At 59.3% G+C, this 20,998-nt stretch carries 20 protein-coding genes; 7 read left to right on the plus strand and 13 right to left on the minus strand.

Annotated elements, in window-relative coordinates:
- The 10 genes from AB4Y87_RS25040 to AB4Y87_RS25085 all read right to left on the minus strand — a co-directional run.
- Nucleotides 1–164, minus strand: a 164-nt coding sequence (locus tag AB4Y87_RS25040; protein ID WP_442006947.1) for a CoA transferase, incomplete at its 3' end; no start/stop codon positions are given.
- A gap of 68 nt (nt 165–232) precedes the next feature.
- Entirely contained in the window at nt 233–1,735 is a 1,503-nt protein-coding gene (locus AB4Y87_RS25045) for an aldehyde dehydrogenase family protein (protein WP_442006930.1), read from the minus strand.
- An 82-nt stretch (nt 1,736–1,817) separates the two neighbouring features.
- Nucleotides 1,818–2,348: a cupin domain-containing protein gene (locus tag AB4Y87_RS25050; protein WP_442006931.1), complete on the minus strand. Its 531-nt coding sequence runs from the start codon at nt 2,346–2,348 to the stop codon at nt 1,818–1,820.
- 155 nt (nt 2,349–2,503) lie between these two features.
- A complete protein-coding gene (locus AB4Y87_RS25055) occupies nt 2,504–5,110 on the minus strand; it encodes an ATP-binding cassette domain-containing protein (protein ID WP_442006932.1) in 2,607 nt (868 codons plus the stop codon).
- 62 nt (nt 5,111–5,172) lie between these two features.
- Nucleotides 5,173–6,468 carry a sugar ABC transporter substrate-binding protein gene (locus AB4Y87_RS25060; protein ID WP_442006933.1) on the minus strand — a complete coding sequence of 432 codons (1,296 nt, stop codon included), beginning with the start codon at nt 6,466–6,468 and terminating at the stop codon, nt 5,173–5,175.
- On the minus strand, nt 6,465–7,463 hold the full coding sequence (locus tag AB4Y87_RS25065; protein ID WP_442006934.1) for an ABC transporter permease: 999 nt from the start codon (nt 7,461–7,463) through the stop codon (nt 6,465–6,467). Before AB4Y87_RS25065 ends, AB4Y87_RS25060 begins: the two co-directional genes overlap by 4 nt.
- Before the next feature lie 356 nt (nt 7,464–7,819).
- A complete protein-coding gene (locus AB4Y87_RS25070; protein WP_442006935.1) occupies nt 7,820–8,224 on the minus strand; it encodes a nuclear transport factor 2 family protein in 405 nt (134 codons plus the stop codon).
- Nucleotides 8,225–8,266: 42 nt separating this feature from the next.
- Nucleotides 8,267–9,046, minus strand: coding sequence for a glucose 1-dehydrogenase (locus tag AB4Y87_RS25075; RefSeq protein ID WP_442006936.1), 780 nt, complete (start codon nt 9,044–9,046; stop codon nt 8,267–8,269).
- A gap of 303 nt (nt 9,047–9,349) precedes the next feature.
- Complete coding sequence (locus AB4Y87_RS25080) at nt 9,350–10,666, minus strand: MFS transporter (RefSeq protein ID WP_442006937.1); 1,317 nt, start codon at nt 10,664–10,666, stop codon at nt 9,350–9,352.
- Nucleotides 10,660–10,800: a hypothetical protein gene (locus AB4Y87_RS25085; protein WP_442006938.1), complete on the minus strand. Its 141-nt coding sequence runs from the start codon at nt 10,798–10,800 to the stop codon at nt 10,660–10,662. Before AB4Y87_RS25085 ends, AB4Y87_RS25080 begins: the two co-directional genes overlap by 7 nt.
- 508 nt (nt 10,801–11,308) lie before the next feature.
- Between AB4Y87_RS25085 and AB4Y87_RS25090 the strand changes: the two genes are divergently transcribed.
- The 5 genes from AB4Y87_RS25090 to AB4Y87_RS25110 all read left to right on the plus strand — a co-directional run bounded on the left by AB4Y87_RS25090 (nt 11,309) and on the right by AB4Y87_RS25110 (nt 17,004).
- Nucleotides 11,309–12,322, plus strand: coding sequence for a zinc-dependent alcohol dehydrogenase (locus tag AB4Y87_RS25090; RefSeq protein ID WP_442006939.1), 1,014 nt, complete (start codon nt 11,309–11,311; stop codon nt 12,320–12,322).
- A gap of 64 nt (nt 12,323–12,386) precedes the next feature.
- A complete protein-coding gene (locus AB4Y87_RS25095; RefSeq protein WP_442006940.1) occupies nt 12,387–13,328 on the plus strand; it encodes a LysR family transcriptional regulator in 942 nt (313 codons plus the stop codon).
- A 44-nt stretch (nt 13,329–13,372) separates the two neighbouring features.
- On the plus strand, nt 13,373–14,392 hold the full coding sequence (locus AB4Y87_RS25100; RefSeq protein ID WP_442006941.1) for a zinc-dependent alcohol dehydrogenase family protein: 1,020 nt from the start codon (nt 13,373–13,375) through the stop codon (nt 14,390–14,392).
- A gap of 82 nt (nt 14,393–14,474) precedes the next feature.
- Nucleotides 14,475–15,881: an MFS transporter gene (locus AB4Y87_RS25105; RefSeq protein ID WP_442006948.1), complete on the plus strand. Its 1,407-nt coding sequence runs from the start codon at nt 14,475–14,477 to the stop codon at nt 15,879–15,881.
- 181 nt (nt 15,882–16,062) lie between these two features.
- The gene (locus AB4Y87_RS25110) at nt 16,063–17,004 is read left to right on the plus strand and encodes a LysR family transcriptional regulator (RefSeq protein WP_442006942.1); all 942 of its coding nucleotides are present in this window, start codon (nt 16,063–16,065) and stop codon (nt 17,002–17,004) included.
- A 98-nt stretch (nt 17,005–17,102) separates the two neighbouring features.
- Here the strand turns inward: AB4Y87_RS25110 and AB4Y87_RS25115 are convergent, their stop codons facing one another.
- The 3 genes from AB4Y87_RS25115 to AB4Y87_RS25125 all read right to left on the minus strand — a co-directional run bounded on the left by AB4Y87_RS25115 (nt 17,103) and on the right by AB4Y87_RS25125 (nt 19,402).
- Complete coding sequence (locus AB4Y87_RS25115) at nt 17,103–17,900, minus strand: SDR family NAD(P)-dependent oxidoreductase (RefSeq protein WP_442006943.1); 798 nt, start codon at nt 17,898–17,900, stop codon at nt 17,103–17,105.
- Between the two features lie 154 nt (nt 17,901–18,054).
- Nucleotides 18,055–18,459: a VOC family protein gene (locus AB4Y87_RS25120; RefSeq protein WP_442006944.1), complete on the minus strand. Its 405-nt coding sequence runs from the start codon at nt 18,457–18,459 to the stop codon at nt 18,055–18,057.
- 238 nt (nt 18,460–18,697) lie between these two features.
- Nucleotides 18,698–19,402, minus strand: a complete 705-nt coding sequence (locus AB4Y87_RS25125; protein ID WP_442006945.1) for a transporter substrate-binding domain-containing protein — start codon at nt 19,400–19,402, stop codon at nt 18,698–18,700.
- Nucleotides 19,403–19,883: 481 nt separating this feature from the next.
- Between AB4Y87_RS25125 and AB4Y87_RS25130 the strand changes: the two genes are divergently transcribed.
- Nucleotides 19,884–20,810, plus strand: coding sequence for an HpcH/HpaI aldolase/citrate lyase family protein (locus AB4Y87_RS25130; protein WP_442006946.1), 927 nt, complete (start codon nt 19,884–19,886; stop codon nt 20,808–20,810).
- Nucleotides 20,811–20,834: 24 nt separating this feature from the next.
- On the plus strand, nt 20,835–20,998 hold a 164-nt coding region (locus AB4Y87_RS25135), incomplete at its 3' end, for a CoA transferase (protein ID WP_442006949.1).

Here is a 20,998-nt window from a genome sequence, read left to right on the forward strand (position 1 = left end):
AGCCCGCGGGCGTTTCGCGGGCCCATCTTCCGCAGGCTGTCGCCCTGGTTCGGGCGCTCAATCTTGATCACCTCGGCACCGTGATCGCCCAGCAGGCTTGCCGCGAATGGCCCTGCAATCACGTGTCCGAACTCAAGTACCCGGATTCCATCCAAGGAGGACATAACTTCTCTTCTCGTAGTCTTTAGCTAAATACGGCCAGCAGTGAGTCTGAACCAACGGCGTTAAGAGGTCAGAGCTGCATGTAGACACTCTTGGTGTACAGGTAAGTGTCCATATGGGCAGCAGTCCCTTTGTAGCCGTAGCCGCTGAGCTTCGTTCCGCTGAATCCGACTAGCGGGTCGATGTAGCCGTAGCAGTTGACCCACATCGTGCCCGTGTGCACCCCTTGGACTATGCGAAGGGAGGTGGACAGGCTTTGTGACCACACCGCTCCCCCGAGGCCGTACTCGCTGTCATTTGCGATAGCGATGGCCTCGTCCACGTCGTCGAACGGCATGATCGACAGAACCGGCCCGAAGATCTCTTCACGGGCGATCCGCATCTCGTTGGTCACGCCACCGAAGACGCTCGGCTGCATGAAATATCCGCTCGCGAGGTCACCCTCAAGCCGCTGGCCGCCGGAGAGCAGTTCGGCCCCTTCGTTTCGGCCGATATCGATGTAGGACAGAACCGTGTCCAACTGGGATTGTGAGATGACGGGGCCCAACGTGGCGCTGGCGTCCAGGCTATGGCCGATCCGCAGGGTCTGCATAAACTCCAGCAGCCGTTCGGTGAACTCCTCGACGATGGGCCGTTGAACGAGCACTCGCGTGCCGGCGAAACAGATCTGCCCGGAGTTGGCGAAAACACCCATGGCGGCTCCGGGCACTGCCTTGTCCAGATCCGCGTCGGAGCAGATGATGTCTGCCGACTTTCCGCCCAGTTCCAGCTGCAGCTTTTTGATGTTTACGGTGGACGCCTCAATAATGCTGCGGCCGGTCTGAGTCGATCCGGTGAAAGCGATGCGGTCAACGTCCGGGTGGGCCGCCAGCGCATGACCAGCTTCCCTGCCGGAGCCGGTGACGACATTGATCACTCCCGCTGGCACTCCGGCTTCGAGCAGGATTTCGGCCACCCGCAGCACAGACAGTGAAGCTTCGGAAGCCGGCTTCAGTACAGCGGTGCATCCGCTGGCCAGAACTGCACCGATGATCCAGAACTGGCTGTTGAGGGGGCCGTTCCACGGGATGATTCCGCCAATCACTCCAACGGGAGCCTTTAGGGTCATCGTGGTGACGTTGCCGGGAATGCCGTTCATCAGCGTCTCACCGCTGATGCTGGTCGCCTGCGAGGCAAAGAACGAGAGCATCTTCATCAACGAGGCCTTGGTGTTGCGCAGCCTCGACACAGGAGCGCCCATGTCCATGGCCTCGATCTGGACCAGTTCCTCGAATCTTTCGTCCATGACCTGGGCGACCCGGGTCAGCAGAGCTTGGCGCTCGTAGGGGCTCCACGTACTCCACTGACCTTTGAACGCCTCGCGAGCAGCCAGGACCGCACTATCGACGTCGGACTCGTCACCGGCAGCAAGCTGTGCCAAGACTTCACCCGTCGACGGACTGATGGTCGTCATTGTCTTCCCGGACGCGGCCGGGACCCTCCGGCCGTCGATGACGAGGTGGTGGACGTCGCGGGACAAGAAGCCTTTGGCTTGCTCGGACGGAGCGAAGTTCTGCTGGGGTGTGGTGGTCATTGTGTTTTCCTTTCACCTGACCGTTGACATTCCGTCGACTAGAAATGGAAGACGATTTGGTCGCGGTAGAGACCGCAGGCCTTCACGGCCGGGTTGCGGAGATCTGGATGGCCGCCATGACTGCCGGCACGTCGCCCTTGTTTCGCCAAGCGTGTTTGGTGCCACGCTGGACGAGCGTGTCACCGGGCTTGAGCAACGTCTCACCGGTCTCAAGAATCGCCCAAAGCTCACCAGAGATAATCGTCACGATATCGACGGTCTCTGTGGTGTGCATGCCCGGGATGTCCGTGGCACTGGTTGATTCCGAGGCGGCTGCATTCGCCAGCGCTTGCGCATATCCAGCCTCGTAGTCCCACTCGCTATCTGGCGGGAAGGCGGTGAGGTTGTAGGTGTACCCCAGTGGGGGCGGGGGGATGACGGCGACTTCGGCAAGCGTATTCTCTGCCAGGGCTGAGCCGGGGACTTCCTTGGCTTGCCAGATGTCATTGCGCATGAAGGCGTCGGTGACGAGACGGGTTTCTGTAAAGTCGTCGCTTACGATTGTTGACCGCCCCTGGTTGTCCAAGCCTGTGACGATCCTTCGTGCGCGTAGGTCACGGTATTCGCCTGCCATGATGAATTCCTTTCAGTTGTGGTGCGGGGGTTTCAGATATGGGCTACTCGTGCTTTGTACGGGGTCGATGACAGAGCGGATTTGTTGCCTGCGAGCGCCAGCAGGCTGCGGCGTTCTCGACCCAGGATGTTGGAACACGTATCCAGGCTGACTGACTAGACATGTACCTTCTGTTCCGTAATTCGTAGAGAACGCTTACCACTGGTTCGGCCTGCACCATTCCGTAGGCGCTCCACCCCTACATAGGCGGCTACCGCGATGATCAAAATGGCTCCGTAGAGCGTCTGCTTAGCCCCGTCTGGGATGTTGAGCAACGGCGTCGCGTTATCAATCAGGGAAAGGAAGATCGCGCCGAGAACTGCGCCAATGAAGGAACCGCGGCCCCCGGTGAGTACGGCGCCGCCAAGGAAAACTGCGGCAAAGCAGGGCAACGAATACCCTGCGCCCACATCGTTGGTCCCGATTCCGGTGAGCGAGGCGAGGCAGATGCCGCCTGCTACTGCTCCGAGTGCACAGATAATCAGACCGGCCGAGCGAACCAGGACCGAACGTCGCCCGACGCGATCGCTTGACTGCGAGTTGAACCCGACGGCACGGAGCGCGAGCCCACCCCGGGTGCGGTATAGCCAGAGCTCAAGGCCGACGGTGAGGACTACTAGAATTATGAACGGGGCCGGGATAAAGCCCACGCCCATACTGAAAGCCGTGCCCAGATCAGGAGCGATCAGGCCACCAGGCTGGGGTCGGAGGACGATGGCGATACCCTGAATGATGCCAAGCGTCGCAATAGTGGCAACGATTGGATTGACCTTCAGCGGCCCGATCAGTAGCGCATTCAAGGCACCCACGAGTCCCGCTGCAAGAAGGATCAGGGGCACTGCGACAAGCAAGGATCCGGGACTCAGGTTAGGAAGCGTCATCGACGCCAGAACCACCGTGAGACTCATCGTGGCACCCACGGATATGTCGAAGCCTCCCGACAGCAAGGTGAATTGTTGTCCCAGTGCGACGAACGCGAGGGGAAGGCTCAGAAGCATTAGATTGGCCAGATTCGGTCCCGTCCAAAAGACGGGCGAGTGAGCGCCTGTGTATATCGCCAGGAGCGCCGAAAGCAGAAGCAGAACGATGATTGGGACGTAGGGTGTCACGCGGCCCAACGCACGGGCGAACCACGCCGAGCCACTGGCACGTGAGTCCGACCGCTCCGCTATTCCGCCCGCGCTCACAAAGCTACGAACGATTTCGGCCTCGGTTGTCGGTCCGACTAGTTCGGCGCTGATTTCTCCCCGCGACATGACGTAGACGCGGTCACATAAGCCCGCCAATTCAGATGAGTCCGACGAATTTACGAGAACAGCGGTACCATCCTCGGCGGCATCTGAGAGCATCCGGTAGATGTCCATCCTTGCGCGTGCGTCAACGCCTTGGGTCGGTTCGTCAACAACCAGGACTTTCGGTGTTTGCAGGGTAGTCCGTGCAAGAACGATCTTTTGCTGATTACCCCCCGAGAGTGCACTGATCGGCTGGAACGGCGATGCGGCGACAATACCGAACTGGGCCGCCGCGCGGCTCCACGCGCCCTTCAGCCTGCGGAGCAAAGCGAGACCGGCCGGGCCGTTGGCTTCGGCGGACTGTATCGTGAGGTTATCCATCACAGGCAGTGGACCGTAAACGGACTCGGCGGCCCGGTCGCCACTCTGGAAGTTGATGCCTGCATGCAACGCAGCGGCTGGATTGGGATTAGTAAGGACCTCGCCGTCGACAGCGATTTTGCCATCGTTTCGACTGATCCCGATGAGCCCGCGCAGCAAAGCGCGCTGACCGTTGCCTTCCGCGCCGGCGACCCCAACGATCTCCCCGCCCCTGACCACGAGCGACACAGGGCCGAAGTCGGGCCCGGCCAGTTCCCGGACCTCGAGGCGCGGTCCGGGCAACGGTCGATTGCTACGCTGAGGAAACTCCAGTTCGGTTGGTGCGCCAACCATGAGTTCCACTATGTCATCCACATGCCAGTCGTGGGACCTGTGGGTCCCTTGGATGACGCCATCACGAAGAACCGTCAGCCGATCGGCCAGGCGACGTACTTCCTCCAAACGATGGCTGACGTAAACGATGGCAGTGCCCTCGTCCCGGGCGGTTCGCACCAGTTCCTCCAGGTGACTGGCCAGCCTCATATCCAGGGCTGCAGTCGGCTCGTCAAGTAGCAACACCCGCGGGCGATGGCTCATGGCTCGGGCTACTTCAAGGAGTTGACGGGCTCCCGGCCCCAGTGCGGAGACGGTGGCCGACAGATCGAAGGGCAGCTGGTACGCGGTTAACAGTTTCTTCAAGTCGCCGGGCCGCTTTTTGCCAACAGCGTCGAAGGATAGTGCGATATTCTCTGCGACAGTCAGCTCGGGCACAAGCGAAGTGTCCTGATATGCGGTCTCGAGGCCTAGCCGCCGTGCCTGCCGGATGCCCCCTCGCGACAGCGATTTTCCTTCGATCAGCACCGATCCGCTATCCGGCGTCAAGACACCTGCGGCAATCTTAATCAGCGTCGACTTTCCGGACCCGTTCTCTCCAACGAGCGCATGCACCTCGCCAGGCTGGCAATCAAAGTCGACATCCGTGAGAGCTCTAACACCGGGGAACGACTTTGACACATTCGTCAGAACCAGGGCCGGGCCAGAACTCGACGAAGTCCGTGTCCCGTGATCCGGAGTCACCATAATTTGTTCTTTCATCTTTAGCAGTTCTCCCCTGTGTGGGTAGGTGCACATAGTTATTTGGGTTGCCGGCCGGGCCTTTCGGATTTGGACCCGGCCGACAACGGACACACGACTCAGCCGGCAGAGAGAGCCAATTTGGCCAGTTCAGGGCTGAGCAGGGTTGGTAGCGGCACGTTCGACGGCATCCCCGCTACGTTTTGGTCAAGAATGTCAGCGAGTGCGACTACCGGGACGGGTGCGAGCACCTTGTTCGGCACGATCACACCGAGCTTGATCTCGACCCCGGCGGTAACTCCCATACGGGCGTACCAAACGTGCCCGTTGGACACATAGTTCGCTGTGCTGAGGCCTGCTTTTTTCGCGTCGTTGGCGACATCAAAGGCGGAATAGTTAGCGGTGTCGACAAATGAGGCAGGTGGAGTCTTGCCTGCACTGATGTAGGGGCGCAGGAAGGCATCAGCGCTGTAGTCGTAGAACATCGCGGAGACATCCTTACCGGAGGCAAGAAGCTCGTTGGCAGCTTGAGTCTCCCCTTGCCCCGTCCACTGCGTGAATCCGGATACAGCCTGTTTCCAGCCTGCCGCCGTCAGTTCCTTTTCTGCGCAGGGCTGCCACTCAGCCGCATTGGCATTTCCCGGAACGCCGGTATAAAAGGCATATGACTTCGACCCGGTTCCCGCGTCGGCCACAATCTTCTTCGCAGCACTGGTGCCGATACCGCACAGGTCATAGGGAAGTTGCGCGGCGACCATTTCTGCGGCCTCGGGGGGAAGAGGAGAGTTTGCGGTGACGAAAGTGATGCCCGCGGCCTTTGCTTCCCTCGCAGCCGGCAAAATGGCGCCACCGAAAACCGGATCTTCCACAATAATGTCAACCTTTTGCGCGATGAGGCTTCGCAGGTTGGCAAGTACCTCTGCAATGTTCCCGCTTGAGGAGCTGGTGAAGATAATTCGCTTGACCTGGGGGTAGGCGAGCGCCTGGGCCGTCGCTTCAGCCCTGCGGGTGCTCCACACTGGGTTGTTCGTAAAGTCGGCGTTGATCGCCACGGTCAGGGTTCCCTGCCCAGTATCACAGGAGCGCTGGCTCAAGCAGGTCTTGAGCAGCTGCAGCTGAGCGTCAGTTAATGGCTTTGACGCTACTGCGAACGCGTCGGCCACCACCGGGGGAAGTTCGGAGACCGGCACATCGGCCAGGAGCGCCTTCTTCGCCGTAGCTGCGACTTCTTTGGAATCCACAGAGGAAGCTGTGATCAAATCGGAGGGGACACCGTGCGAAGCAGTGCCGCCAGTGTTAGTCCCCGCCGTCGTCGAACAGCCCGTGAGGATTGTCGCAAAGACTGCGCCAGCCACAATGGGCATCGAGAAGCGGTTCCGTCGGACTTCAGTCCGACCCGCGCCAGTAGTTTTCATATTGTCTCCTTGATATTTAGTGGCGGGGTCGTCTTCGACTCCACACCCTGTTCCCGGATTGGTTCGCCGCCCCGATGGATACCGCGGTTGCTCCAGCGCAAGCCGGACAGTGCAAATTGCCCGAGGGTAATCGCCGATACCGCGAGGACGAGGGCGACACCCTGTGCCACGACCCGAGGGCCGGCAGCGAACCCGTAGATGGAAAGAGCTTGATCGAGCAGTTGCAAAAACAAGCACGCACACAGAACACTGGCCGTGCTGGAAGGCCCGCCGTTGAACGCTGTACCTGCAATAGCGACCGCGGTGATGGTGGCGAGTTGGTAGGGCGTGCCTACCGAGGTGTCCGGCGTCCCGACAATACCGGCCACCAAGACGCCGGCGAGGCCATAGAGGAGCCCGACGCCGCCGAAAGTAAAGAATTCAACGCGACGGACCTTAATGCCGTGGAACCGCGCCGCCCGCCTGTTTGCCCCAATGGCGCCAACTTGCCGCCCACCGCGCGTCTTGGACAGAACTATTGCAATAGTGACGCCCACGGCGACCGCAACGATGAAGGAGGAGTTGAGGCTCAGAACGGACCAGTGGGTGAAATTTTGAAGGTCTGTCGGTGCAAGGCCGGTGAGTGAGAAGGACGTGCCGGTCCATAGCACCACCCCGCCAGTAACGATGCCAAAGGTGGCCAACGTGACGATGATGGCGTTCAGTCGGATGACGGAGATGAAAAACCAATTCAAAAGGCTAATCACGACGGCGACTGCGAGTGCTGCAGCGACAACTGCCAGGAGATTGGACCCCGGCGTTCCATAGTGCACCACTACTCCTGCAGAGCATGTGATGACTGCAGGAAGAGAAAGATCAATCGCACCCAGCATCACCACAAGCATTTGCCCGAACGAGGCAAGTGCCAGCACTCCAGCAAGTGCCGTTGCGACCCTAAGGCCATCAGGGCGGAGTGCAACGGGAACCACGACGGCAATTACAAGCAGGGCAAGCACCAATGCTCCCCAGCTGGCTATGTATCGGGCGGGAAACCTGTACTTTAGATCGGTGATTAGGCCGGAAGGCGTCGTCGACCGGCCCGGCAGGGATATCGAAGTTTCCGAGTCCCGCCGCTCGGTGACTCCCGAGATCGGTTGGTATTTATGCACAATGTACCTTTTCTTTTCAGCGTCAAGCGCTTTGCGAATCCGTCGATCCCGGGCTGCGGCGCCGAGTTCGCAAAGCGGCAAGAGACATCGGCGTCCCTGGACTGAACTTTCGGTTGTGAAGATATAAAGAACGGACGCATGTCCTCACCCTGGCCGGACGGTTACGCCGGCCGATGGGTCACCCAGCGGCGAGCAATGGACTCTCAGGCCTCTACCGTCTGATCCTGCTCCAGGGCTGCGAACAACGGCGCATTGTCCACATAGACCTGCTGGTCCGAGAACTTGCCGTCGACCATCCTGCAGACGGAGCAAGCCGGGATCGTCAGGGAGCTGCCATTGAGGAGTGTCCAGGTAGCGACAGACTCGAAGATCAAGACGCCGTCGTCTTCCTCCCATGCTGCGATGACGTCATGATGAAGCGTTTCGATCTGTTCAAGCAGACCGGAAATTGTTGCAACAAAGGCGTCCGCGCCCTCGAGCGTTGGAGCGTTGGCAAAAGTGACTGTCATGTCGTCGGTGAAATACCCTCTGCACCGTGCCATGTCCTTCGCCTCCATGGCAGCGTAGTAGTTGGTTAGAAATTCAATCGTTGATTCACTGGCACGCACCAGGTTCTCCTTCATTATTTGGGGCGGTTTCGGGTGAAGTGGTTAGCGTTCGCCAAATTGGCCTGCGCTCATTCCCCCGTCGACCGACAATGCATGACCGACGACGAACGACGCCGCATCGGAGCACAACCAGAGCACGGTATCCGCGATCTCCTCGGGACGGCCCATACGCCCAATAGGCTCCATTGTGATAACCGCAGCACGTCCGTTCGAGGTACCGCCTGTAACTCGATCCATCATCGGAGTGTCGACGATTCCAGGACAAATGGCGTTTATTCGCACATTTTCCGAGGCGTAATCGAGTGCAGCTGACCGAGTGAGCCCGACCATGCCGTGCTTGGCGGCACTATAGGCGGCCTGCCCCTTAAATCCGCTCAGCCCAGCCGCGGACGAGTTGTTGACGATTGCACCACCGCCGCTGGCAAGCATGAGCGGGATCTGAAACTTCATGCTCAGGAAGACCCCCTTCAGGCTTACACCGACTATTCGATCAAACTCAGCGTCGGGGATCTCCGCCGTCGCGATGAGCCCGTGCTCGAGCCCGGCATTATTGAAAGCAGCATCGAGACGTCCGTACGTCGCGACCGTTTCTTCCAGCGCTGCTTTTACGTCTTCGCTCCGGGTTACGTCGCACCTCACAGCGATTGCCTCACCGCCCTGTTCCAGGATGAGGTCTGCGGTCGCCCGGGCGGATTCTTCCGACAAGTCAACGACGACAGTACGCGCCCCAGCCGCTGCAAAGGCGATTGCGGTGGAACGTCCCATGCCGCTACCGCCGCCGGTCACCATCGCAACTTTGCCTGTGAAATCGTGGGTAGCCATACTGTTTGCTTCTCCATCCAACGCCGCTGGCCTCGATTAAGGAGAAGCCGGCGTACTCGAAACTGTTGAGAGGGCTGGTGCCCTTTTAACTCCCGTGACTGGGATCACAGTGGGTTAAGTCCCATCATGAACCGTGAACAGAGTGGGCGGCAAATGACAATTTGTGATGGGTCCATGCTTTCCGCTCATCCCTTCATTTGCTGGTGACCGTGTGCGTTGGCTGCGATCGCATTCCAACAAAAGAGGTCGAAATCGACGACAGTTTTGAGACCTACGCCAGTGGCGACCGGACCTTGCTCTGCGTCAATCCATACTCCAATCCATGCTTTTATTCCGCCCCTCCTTCAGGGCAAGGGTGCAGAGCGCCGCGATCGCTGCAATGACAGCAAGGACAACCCCGAACGCCATGGGGCCGTACGATGACGCCGTCAGGACGGGCGCGACGATTGGAATGATCCCGCCACCGACTACTGCCGCCAGCTGATACGAGACTCCCACCGCTGTATAGCGATACTGCGTCGGAAATTGCTCAGGGATCATCACGCCGAGAACGCCTAGAGTGATCCCCGCCACGAGCGTGGTGGCACACAGCGCCACGGCAAATGTGCCAATACTTGGCACTGCGAGAACTGGAAAGAGAGCCAAGCCCCAAACCACGCCGAACACCTGCGTCACAGCAACCACTGGTCGGCGACCATACTTGTCTGAGATCACGGCGCTGACACAAGCGGAGGCGCCGTAAATAAGACCAGCAAGAGCCGTCACACCCAGAACTTCGTCTTGCGAAAATCCGAGATTTTCCACGCCATAGTGGGGAATGAACGTCTGGACACTGAAATAGAATGCAAACGTGATAAGGAGTGCGCCTGCGGACAGCATGATCGTCCAGGGCTGCCGCTTCATTGCCCCCCAAAGTGGCGGCGGTGTCACTTTCCCCCCAATTTGCTCTTTCGCGAATACAGGCGTTTCCTCAACCTTTAGGCGAATGTAAAAAGCGACCAGGACCAGGATTCCGCTGCCAAGGAAGGGTATCCTCCAAGCCCACTCTTGGAAGGCGCTTTGCCCGAATGAACTGACGCCTAGCAGCGTCAATGGCCCCAACACGTTCGCCAAGCCATTGCCCACTTGAGGGAACATCCCGTACAGCCCGCGACGGCCAGGGGGCGCATGTTCGGTCGCGAAGAGCTGTGCCCCGGCCCACTCGCCTCCGAAGGCCAGGCCCTGAAAGGCGCGCAGACCCACCACGATGATCGGTGCCGCAATACCGATGCTCTGCGCAGAGGGAACCAGGCCCATTGCCACCGTGCAAAAGCCCATGCCGAGGACAGTCGCAATGAGGGTTTTCTTCCTGCCGAAGCGGTCGCCGAGATATCCGAAGAGAATGGCCCCAGCTGGTCGCGTCACAAAGGCGACTCCCAGAGTTGCCATAGATGCCACGATGGCCGCGGAGGACCCAAGGGATGGGAAAAATGTATGCGGAAAGACGAAGGCGGCCGCAAAGCCATAGATGCCGAAGTCGTAGCTTTCGACCATCGCTCCCGCGGCGGTTGCGAATGCCACGCGGCGGGTGTGCCCACGGCGCTTCGTGGCTTCCAACGCCTCCGCTTGACCGCTTACCACGTGACGGAATCCTGAACGGGCAGCAGTGACGCTGCTTCGACGACTGGCATTGGGCCCCGGGTCTGCTCCCTTTTCCTGATGACCGTTTCCGAATGGTTATCGAGATCCGGGTTGACGGCGGTATGTGTGGTCATAAGTGAACCCATCTTTCTTCTTCTGTGGCTGGGCGTCGCAACTTTGGCAGCACCCGCGGTTTGAAAGTAATTGCAATTTGAAAGTAATCGCAGGGAGCCAGCAAGCTTTGCTTACGCGTAATGGGGCCGAGTCGGAAAAGGGAATACCTTTCGCATGTGCGTGAGCTGACTCACAGCCCCGCTCCATAATGTAATGCGAAAAACTGGTACACAAATGATGATTTGTGATGTTTGCATAAGCTCCCGGCATTGGGGCATCAAGCTCCACGGGTTGTGCATCTAGCGAACTGATGTGGGCATCAAGGATCGCTATTTGTCTAAGGGCGGTATACCTGTGCAGTATGGGTCGTGTTGGTCCGGGCAAGGCGAAAGGAATGCGGCCGCTGGCACAGAGCCGGAGTCATTGATTCCTCCAGGGACCGCCCTTGCGTGACGTGCAGTCAGTCGTGCTGCAGCTCTTTCCGGGCTGGACCAGCCAACTTCGTAGAGTTTGATTTCAGGAGGAACCATGCGAGCCCTTGTAAAGAAAGAAGCTGCCCCGGGCGGTGTGGAGCTCCGCGATGTTCCGGTGCCTCAAATGGGTGAAGGCGAGGTTCTTCTAGAACTGATTTACGGCGGCTTGTGTCGTACGGATGTGTCCTTCGTTGAGTGGAACGCAGCAGCGCAGGCGACTTACCGGCCCAATTTCCCGCAGATCATCGGACATGAATATCTGGGACGAGTCGTCGCGTCAACGCCAGGAAGCGGACTGCCAGTCGGCTCCAGAGTCGTAGGATCCGGGCATGTCGTTTGCGGTGCATGTCCTCCCTGCCTGGCGGGGCGCTCCATGCTTTGCCAGCGTCTTAAGGTTCTGGGATTGGACGTTGATGGTGTATTCGCCGAGCGTTTCGTCGTGCCCCAGCGCAATGTTGCTATCGTCCCGGACGAAGTCCCTGATACCGTGGCGGCCCTCGCGGAGCCCTTTGCAGTGGGCCTGCACGCACTGAAGCGGGGCTCTGTACGGCCCGGCATGAAGGTCGCGGTTGTCGGTCCTGGATCCGTAGGGCTGATGACGATCGCAGCTTTGGGGGCTGAGAGCGGCGTATCCACGACAGCTGTCGGCACCGAAGCTGATCTGCACCAATTGGAGCTGGCGTCTTCCATGGGAGTGGATGCGGTAAGGGTCGTCGGCCGCGATACCGATAAAGTCGCCGGCACTTTCGACGTCGTGTTCGAGACAGCCGGCCATGCGTCCGCCGTTTCACTGGCAGTCGAACTCGCCGCCCCGGGCGGAACAATCGTCTGCGTGGGGCTCCCTGCGCAGCCCGTCGAGATCAACTCGGGCAGGCTCGCCATGACTGAGAAAAGCCTCGTCGGTGCACGGGCACACGACATCTCCGACTGGAAAGACGTGCCGCACATGCTGGCCAGGGCTACCGGCCTCGCAGCGATAGACGTCAAAACAGTTGGCCTGGATGAACTGGACCACGCCATCCATCTCACAGCAACGCGACAAGCCTCAAAAGTGCTCTTGGCACCATAAACTTCGTCCCCCAAGAGGTGCCCGTCAACGACGTGAAAGAACTGCCGATTCACAAGGATGCCACATGGAGATGAAGCAGCTGATTGCCATGGTGACCGTCGCCGAGGCTGGGAGTGTCACCTACGCCGCTCAGATGCTGCATATCGTGCAGCCTGCCGTGACCCGGCAAATCAAGACGCTGGAGGACGAACTGGGCGTCGTCCTCTTTGATCGGACGCGTCACGGTATGGTTCTCACCTCAGCTGGCGAAGTCTTCCTCTCTCACGCCCGTCGCGCGCTCCAGGAGTTAGAACGCGCGCGCACAGAGCTAACTCCGCAGACAGGCGAAATCACCGGGCCGGTATCGGTGGGTGTGCTGGAGAGTCTGCTTGATGTAATAGTTCCCCCTCTTGCCAGTTCTGTTGCAGCCAGATTCCCTGGCGTGGAGCTCCGGGTGATGTCCGGGTTCTCCGGCTACCTGCAGAATTGGCTGGACGACGGCGTTGTCGACATTGCAGTGCTCTATAACCTCGCAGATACGCCAGCGATGCGCGTCAAACCGCTGCTGTCCGAGCGTCTCTGGGCCGTAGCTCCCGCTGACGCAGGGCTTGTGCCCACAGAGGATGTCACATGGCACAGGGTGCTGAGTCGAGCGTTGATCCTGCCGATAGTCGGCCACGGTCTGCGCACGCTCATCGACAGGGCCCGCTCAGATATTCCAATTGAACCGAAAATCTCTCTCGAGACGAACTCAATGAGCGTTCAAAAGCAGATGGTCCTCGCAGGGCGCGGGTGGACCATCCTGCCCGGAGCGGGGGTGGCCCGGGACGTTGAGGAGGGGAAGTTCAGTGCTGCACCACTGGCCGAGCCGAGCCTGTCGCGTTCCGTCGTAGTTGGATTGCAGCGAGCAACTCGCATTTCCAGGGCCGTCCGGGCCGTCAATTCCGAATTGTTCCGCGTCTCACGTGATCTGGTGAACTCCGGCACGTGGCCGTCAGCGACGTTGCTGGACACCCCTACGCACTGACGGCACCTGCACACATCCATCTGAGAAGAATCAAGGAGAATCCGATGCAAGGAGTCATTTTCCGCGGCGACCGCGAACTCGAGTTACAGCATTTCCCCGACCCCACTCCCGGTCCTGAGGACGTGGTTGTAGAGGTGCGGGCGTCAGGTATGTGCGGCTCGGATCTGCACGAGTATCGCAAACCCGAAGGTTCAGTGCCCAACGTGATTGCCGGTCACGAGCCGGCCGGAGTAATCGTCGCCGCCGGTGAGTTGGTACCTGAATCGTGGATCGGGCGCCCGGTGATGATTCACCACTACATCGGCTGCGGCCGCTGCGACCAATGCCGCTCGGGGTGGACACATCTCTGCCGGCAGGAGTTACGCGCACTGGCTTTGAATTTACATGGCGGTCATGCGGACTTCATCAAGATGCCGTTCGCCAGCGTTATGCCCCTTCCGGAAGGGCTGTCCTTCCAGGCGGCGGCTGCCATCAGTTGCGGTACAGGCACGGCGTGGGGCGCCCTGGAGATGATCAATGTGCGAGGAGACGACACTATCGCCATTTTCGGGCAGGGTCCCGTCGGCCTCTCCGCGACGCAATTGGCGACGGCGATGGGCGCCAAGGTTATCGCCCTCGATATCGAACCGAAGCGGCTGCAGCGTGCGCAGGACTTCGGAGCCGCGGAGATCATCAATCCCCGCGACGTCGACTCAGTCCAAGACGCCGTCCTCGCTCTTACGGGCGGCCGCGGCGCCACTAAAAGCCTTGAGACATCGGCTGCTCCGATCGCTACCCAGCAGGCCTTGCAGGTACTGGGCCTTTGGGGCGCCGTGTGCTGGATCGGGCGAGGAGCCTCCCTGCAGGTTGACATGACAGAGCAACTGACCAAGCAGATTACGGCCAAGACTTCCTGGACTCTCTCATCCGTGCAGATGGCACACCTCGCGGATTTCGTGCTGGAGCGCAGTATTGATGTCGACGCTCTGTTCACCGAGCGCTGGACGCTGAGCGAGGCTGCAGAGGCGTACCAGTGGTTCGACCGTCAGAGTGACGGCAAGGGCGTTTTTTTGCCCAAGCAATAAGGGTCTCGAAGTGGGAGGACCGCTCTACTGAAACCGAAATGGAAGGCGTCCAGTGCGTGAACCAACGAGACCGCTGAGGCTGGTGCCAGCGCTAATTTTTGCGGCCCTTTCCACGGCGGTCGTGAGTTCGCTAGGAATGTTGCTGGTGCCGTCCATTGCAGCTGAAATGGACGTTCCAGTCGGCACGGCGCAGTGGATGCTGACCATAAACCTCTTAGTTGGTGCTGTTGCAACTCCTGTCCTGGGGCGGCTCAGCGACGGCCCCCACAAGAAGAGGCTCCTCCTCTCCTCGCTGGCGGTTATCTTCATGGGGTCCGTACTAGCTGCCTTGGCACCTAACTTCACGGTGTTTCTGATTGGACGCGCTCTTCAAGGCCTCACTTATGCGATCGTTCCGGTGACAATCGCCCTCGCCCGCCGCTACGTCCCCGCAGAAAAAGTACAGGTCTCCATATCCAGCCTTTCCGTGACTGTGGCGACCGGCCTCGGCGTCGGCTATCCCCTGACCGGAGTCATTGCCGGACTCTTCGACTTTCGGTTTGCGTTCTGGTTTGCCGCGCTGTTCGTGGTTACGGCGTTCGTGGTGGTGCTCAAAGCCATCCCTGCCGGGGCGGATGCGCAGGCAGCCCGGACGCCACTCGACTACCAGGGAGTGGCTCTGCTGGGCCTGGGTCTGGCCGGCCTGCTCCTTGGTGTCAGTGAAGGGGCCAGTTGGGGGTGGGCGTCAATGTGGACAATTGCGGTATTCATCTTCACGGCGGTTATCTTGACAGCTTGGGTCGGGACCGGGCTAAGGAAGCGCCATCCGTTGGTCAATCTTCGTGTTCTCCGAAATGGGGAGGTACTGCTGGCCAACTGCGCAGCCATGGGGCTGGGCGCTGCCTTATACATAGGCTTATCGATTTCCAGTCTCGTTGCACAAGCACCGGCTTCTACGGGCTACGGCATCGCCCTGCCCGTGTTCTGGGCCGGGTTTGTGATGTTCCCTCTTTCGGTGGGAAGCTTCGCCGCCAACCGTCTCGTTCGCCTGCTATCACGCCGGATCCCCCTTACGATGTTGCTGCCAATAGGCGCAGGTACCGTGATGGCATCCGGCACGCTCCTATGGCTCGCCCACACGGAGCTCTGGGAAATCCTGGTCGGAACACTGGTATTCGGCTTGGGAATGGGCGCCAGCTACGCCGCTATGCCGGCGCTCATCGCACGCAGCGTCGCCACCGCAGAATTGGGCAGCTCGGTGAGCTTTAACCAAGTCCTGCGCACGGTGGGCAGTTCCTTCGGTACAGCGATCGCGGGAGCAGTGCTCGCGGCCAACATGGCGCCGACCAGGCACCCGACCGGGTTCGGAATAAGTACGACCTTTGCAATAGGAGCGCTCCTTTGCGCGGCGGTGTTCGCGGCTCTGGTATTCCATGTCATGAAAACGCACGCCGCCCGGCAGAGGACAGGCGAACAGACGTTGTTGTCACCTAAGCTGCCCCGGCGGTAGCTCATGTAACAACAATGGGCATTACACTTTTCGCTTTACCGCTCAGTTGTTGCCGAAAAAGATTCCACCAAATTTGAAAAATGCGACACTCCAGATGATGAGGTACCGATTGGAGCCGTCCCATTTCAAACCTGGACATTGTGTTACCGTTGGCATGCGCCTTTCCAGCCAAGGAGTTTCTATGGAGATGAAGCAGCTCATTGCCATGGTTACCGTGGCCGAAGTCGAGAGCGTCACCCGCGCAGCTCAGCTGTTGCATCTCGTGCAGCCGGCCGTGACGCGGCAGATAAAGACACTTGAGGACGAATTGGGCGTCGTGCTCTTCGAGCGCACACGTCATGGCATGGTCCTGACGTCAGCCGGCGAAGTCTTCCTCTCTCATGCCCGCCGTGCGCTGCAAGAGTTGGAACGTGCACGATCCGAACTGACTCCAGTGCCGGGAGAAGTTTCCGGACTGGTTTCTGTAGGGGTGCTCGAGAGTCTATTGGATCTGATAGTCCCCGCGCTTGTCGACGCGGTAGCAGAGAAGTTGCCAGGAGTGCAGCTCCACCTGTTGTCAGGCGTCTCTCGCCATCTCAACGAATGGTTGGACGACGGCATCGTCGACGTCGCCCTACTTTACAATGTGTCAGATACGACGGCGATGCGAGTGCAGCCGTTGCTCAATGAGCTCCTCTGGGCTGTTGCACCGCCCAGCGCGGGCTTACTATCGCCAGAGCAGGGAACCTGGGAGCGGGTACTCCGCGAACCACTCATCCTCCCAACCGTGGGACACAGTATGCGCACTCTCATCGACAAGGCACGTGCGGACATCCCTCTCGAGCCGAAAATCATTGTCGAAACCAATTCGTTGAACATTCAGAAGCAGATGGTGATGGCTGGTCGGGGCTGGACTATCCTGCCCGCTGCTGGTGTGGCCCGAGACATACAACAAGGCAAGCTCAGCGGGGCTCCTCTTTCAGAGCCGAGCGTTTCCCGCTCTGTGGTAATTGGCCTGCCGCGGACGGCCCGGATACCTCGTGCTGTCGAGGCAGTCGCCGCAGAGCTACTCCAAGTATCCCGGCGACTGGTTTTGTCAGGCGAGTGGCCCTCGGCCACGCTCATGGGAACCGCTTCACCATAACCTTGGGCCGCCCACAACGACTGCACAGCCATCCCGCGGTGCGGACGTTATGCGCGGCCTTGTCATGGTTGCGGCAGTCCGGACTCGCACGCAGTCTGTCAGTAGTGGATCACACCGCGCTGGCCGCCGCCCACCGGGAGCGAGTCGCCTGTGATAGCGACGCTGCGTGGAGAGCAGAGGAAGGCGATGATGTCTGCAACTTCGGCGGACGTGACCATCCGGCCAATGGAGATGGCGCTATCCAGACGCTCCTGCACCGCAGGCACGTCCTCACCACTGGCTACGGCCATACGCTCAAGCAGATCCTCGGTCCGTTCTGTTACCGTCATGCCTGGATGAACTGCGATGACGTTAATACCCGACTCACCCAGCTCGTCTGCGAGATTCTTGGTCATGGCTGCAACAGAGACATTGCGGATCGAGTTGAACGCAGACCCTGTTGACCGTGCACCCAGGCCGGCAACATTGATTATTCTCCCCCACCCGGACTTGGCCATATGGGGAACCACAGCTTGGGCGCACCGGAGATAGCCGAGCACCTTGGTGTCCATCTCATGCAGCAGGTCCGCCCCGCGCAGGTCTTTGATGGCGGCGGACTTCGTCATATCGGCAGCCTGGGCGGCCGCGTTCACAAGTATGTCAACGCTTCCGAACTCCCGCAGGGTCGCGGCAACCACTTCGCTGATGGCCGCCTCGTTCGTTGTATCTCCGGATACGGCCAGCGCCTGGCCGCCATCTGAGCGAATCTGAGCGCATGCACGGTCCAGAAGATCGCCACTGCGCGCGACCATCGTGACTTTAGCGCCTTCTCGAGCCAGGGCGGTTGCCACTGAAAGCCCGATCCCCTTACTCGCTCCTGTGACGATGGCACTCTTGCCAGCCAAAAACAAGTCCATAAATTCGCGTCTCCACACGTAGTGAGTTGATGCAAGGCAGGCCTGCTACGGAGCCACGGAGAATTCCGCGGGACGGAGAAGGATCTGGCTGCACGCCCACTGGGACGATGACGGTTCGACGCCTCTATCCGGTTTGGCCTGTCGTGCCGTACTGTCAGAATGCTTGGTTGATCTCGATGAGATTCATTGAGGGGTCGTAAGTGTAGATCTGATGGTAGTCCTGAACAGCCCAGCGCCCGGCCTCGACATAGAAGATGCCTGCGGCAGAAAGACGGGACTTTACTTCCTCAATATCGTCGACTGCTATCGCGATATGCCCATTTAGTCGAGGGTTGATCCCCAACTCACTCACGGCCTTTGCGTACTGAGGAGTGGATTCAGAGATGTGAATGGTAGGCCACTCGGCTCCGTCTGATGTTTCCGCTGTCTCCGGGCCTACGAAACGGGTTCCCCCGCGCTGGTTGTAATCAGTCGCGAAATTTGGGTTCAAATTGACCAAATCAAAAATGTCCTGATAAAAGGCGATTGTTTGTTCAAACCTGAGAGCAGGAATGTTCACATGATGAATCCGAGACCTCACTGGGATGCAGCTCCTCTTTTTATTCTTCGGTAGTGGAAACGATGGAATTTAGGCTTCAGTTCCTCGGTCCGGTGTCTATTTGCACACATGCAAACCGGGACAATTGCCATAGTAGCTCGTGATGGAAAGCGCTGACTATTCATTTATTCTGATGGCGCCATGACGCTCCGACATGGTGCATTTCCAAGTACTCCCCCTGGCGCACCATCAGAAGAGGCTAGATTCCTTCTTTTATCCGCTTGAGCTCTTGACGAATCAGTAACGTGGACTTGATGTAGTCAAGCCAGTCGGCGACTGCTTGGACGAGCTCATCAGAAGTGTCCCGCGGAAGCCCGATTGATTGTTGTATTCGCATAAATGGCGGCTCTAGGATGCGGTCCCCGGAAGAAGAGGCATAAGCCGTCAGAGGCTGTCGAACGCCGGCAACAACCTCCAGCCCCTTCTGGACGTATGCATCCGTCTCCGACTCCGCACGTACTAGCTGAGCTTCGTTTATCGTTCGCGTCAGGTAGAGGTCGTATGCTGAGCCGCGCCGTACCGCGATACGCACTCCAGCTCTATCAACCTGCGTCGCGTCTTCGAACGGGGCCTGTGGTCGCGTTGCATACACGCCCTCGAGAACCACGTAGGGCGGAGTGAAGGCAACATGCTCGCGTCGCTTATGCTCATTGGCCAGGAAGCATACATCTGCCGTTCGCTCAACCATGGCACTGTAAGCGTCACGGGCGGCTTCGACGCACACGAAATGAACGGGGCAATCCAGCCAAGTGGCCATTTCGCGAGCAAGAATAACCGTTATGCCGCTGGGCCGAACTGCGTCCCCTTGAGCCAAGACCGGGTTTCCCAAATTGATGGCCGCACGCAGCACTCCACTTGGGGCCAGGGCATTCACTAACTCAGGACCAGGCACTTTGACAGCCACGAGTCTTTCCTTTCACTAACGAACATAGGCGTACTCTTCACCGGGAAATGATCCTCCGACCCTTTATGCGTGCAAGTTGATGCGGAAGGACTCAATACGCTCTGCGAGTGCGGCACAGGCACCTCACTTCGCTAAGGTGGCGCAGATGTTTGTGGGGGCTGAAGACTGAGTTCTTGGGGCCGTACCAACTCGACCTGCCGATCGGCTCGGCCAGCGATGCCCATCACTCCACGGGTTTGGGAACTGTAACACGGGCCGCGGCGGCCGCCCCACGAACGCACTTTGGCGGCCGCGGCGGCGCAGGCCGGTTGATGTTCAGGGGTGATGGAGATATCAGGAATTGTCATTTGCTATGGCATGTCATCACTGAGGAAGATGGTTTCAATGACCTTCGACTCGAATCACCGGCGTGAAAACGGTCAGAGTCACCACTTGATGGGCGTTGAATGGCCAGCGTCCGTCCGATTTGCACGGGAGCCCGATGACAATCTCAACCAAGACTGGTGAGACCAATGCGCGTCAGCTTTTCAGGTCACTGCTGTTTATTCCGGCCACGAAGCTTAGGTGGATCAGCAGTGGTGTCCAGGCCGGAGCGGACGCTCTCATCCTCGATCTGGAAGATGCTGTTGCTGAAGCAGATAAGCCTGCCGCAAGGCAGGCCCTGAAATCAATCGGGGTCAGTGACCACGGTGACGTGCAACTGCTGGTCCGGATGAATGAGATACATTCGGGCCATCTTCTGGAGGACATCGAGGCCATTGTTGCCTCCCCCTGTTCTGGGGTGGTGGTTCCGAAGGCGGAAAGCGTCGATGACCTGAAGATGCTGATAAACACGGTCAGGCTCTTCGAGCGGAACTCGAACCGGGCCAGGGCACTTGATGTGCACGTGATGCTGGAGACTGCTGCAGGTATCCGCAATGCCTTCGAACTGGGCAGCTGCGACGAACGTGTTAAGAGCCTTATGACAGGCACGATTCCGGACGGCGACGTTGCACGGTCGGTCGGCTTCACGCCAACGAGATCCGGTCTGGAGACTCTGTTCCTGCTTTCCTACGTTCAGCTCGAAGGCCGGGCCGCCGGCTGCGCAACCTATGCCATGGTCTCGGCCTCAGTGGGCCATGGTGAAGAGGAGATGCAGGAGAAGCTGCAGCAGGCACGAAATATCGGTTACGCCGGAGCAACACTGATACATCCATCCCATGTGTTGGCTGCAAACACGACGTTCGGTCCCAGCAGTGAAGAGATAGAGAGGGCCGAACGGGTCTTGCATGCTCTGGAACAGGCCCACGCGGAGCGCCGCGGGGCTCTTGCCCTTGAGGGTCAGATGATCGATACCGCACATGGCGTTTCAGCCCGGGCGACTCTGGAGCGTGCTTCGGAGTACAGACTCACTGCTGGCCGTATTTAGCTAAAGACTACGAGAAGAGAAGTTATGTCCTCCTTGGAAGGAATCCGGGTACTTGAGTTCGGACACGTGATTGCAGGGCCATTCGCGGCAAGCCTGCTGGGCGATCACGGTGCCGAGGTGATCAAGATTGAGCGCCCGAACCAGGGCGACAGCCTGCGGAAGATGGGCCCGCGAAACGCCCGCGGGCT

The sequence above is a fragment of the Paenarthrobacter sp. RAF54_2 genome (genome assembly GCF_052113945.1).
Taxonomy (GTDB): Bacteria; Actinomycetota; Actinomycetes; order Actinomycetales; family Micrococcaceae; genus Arthrobacter.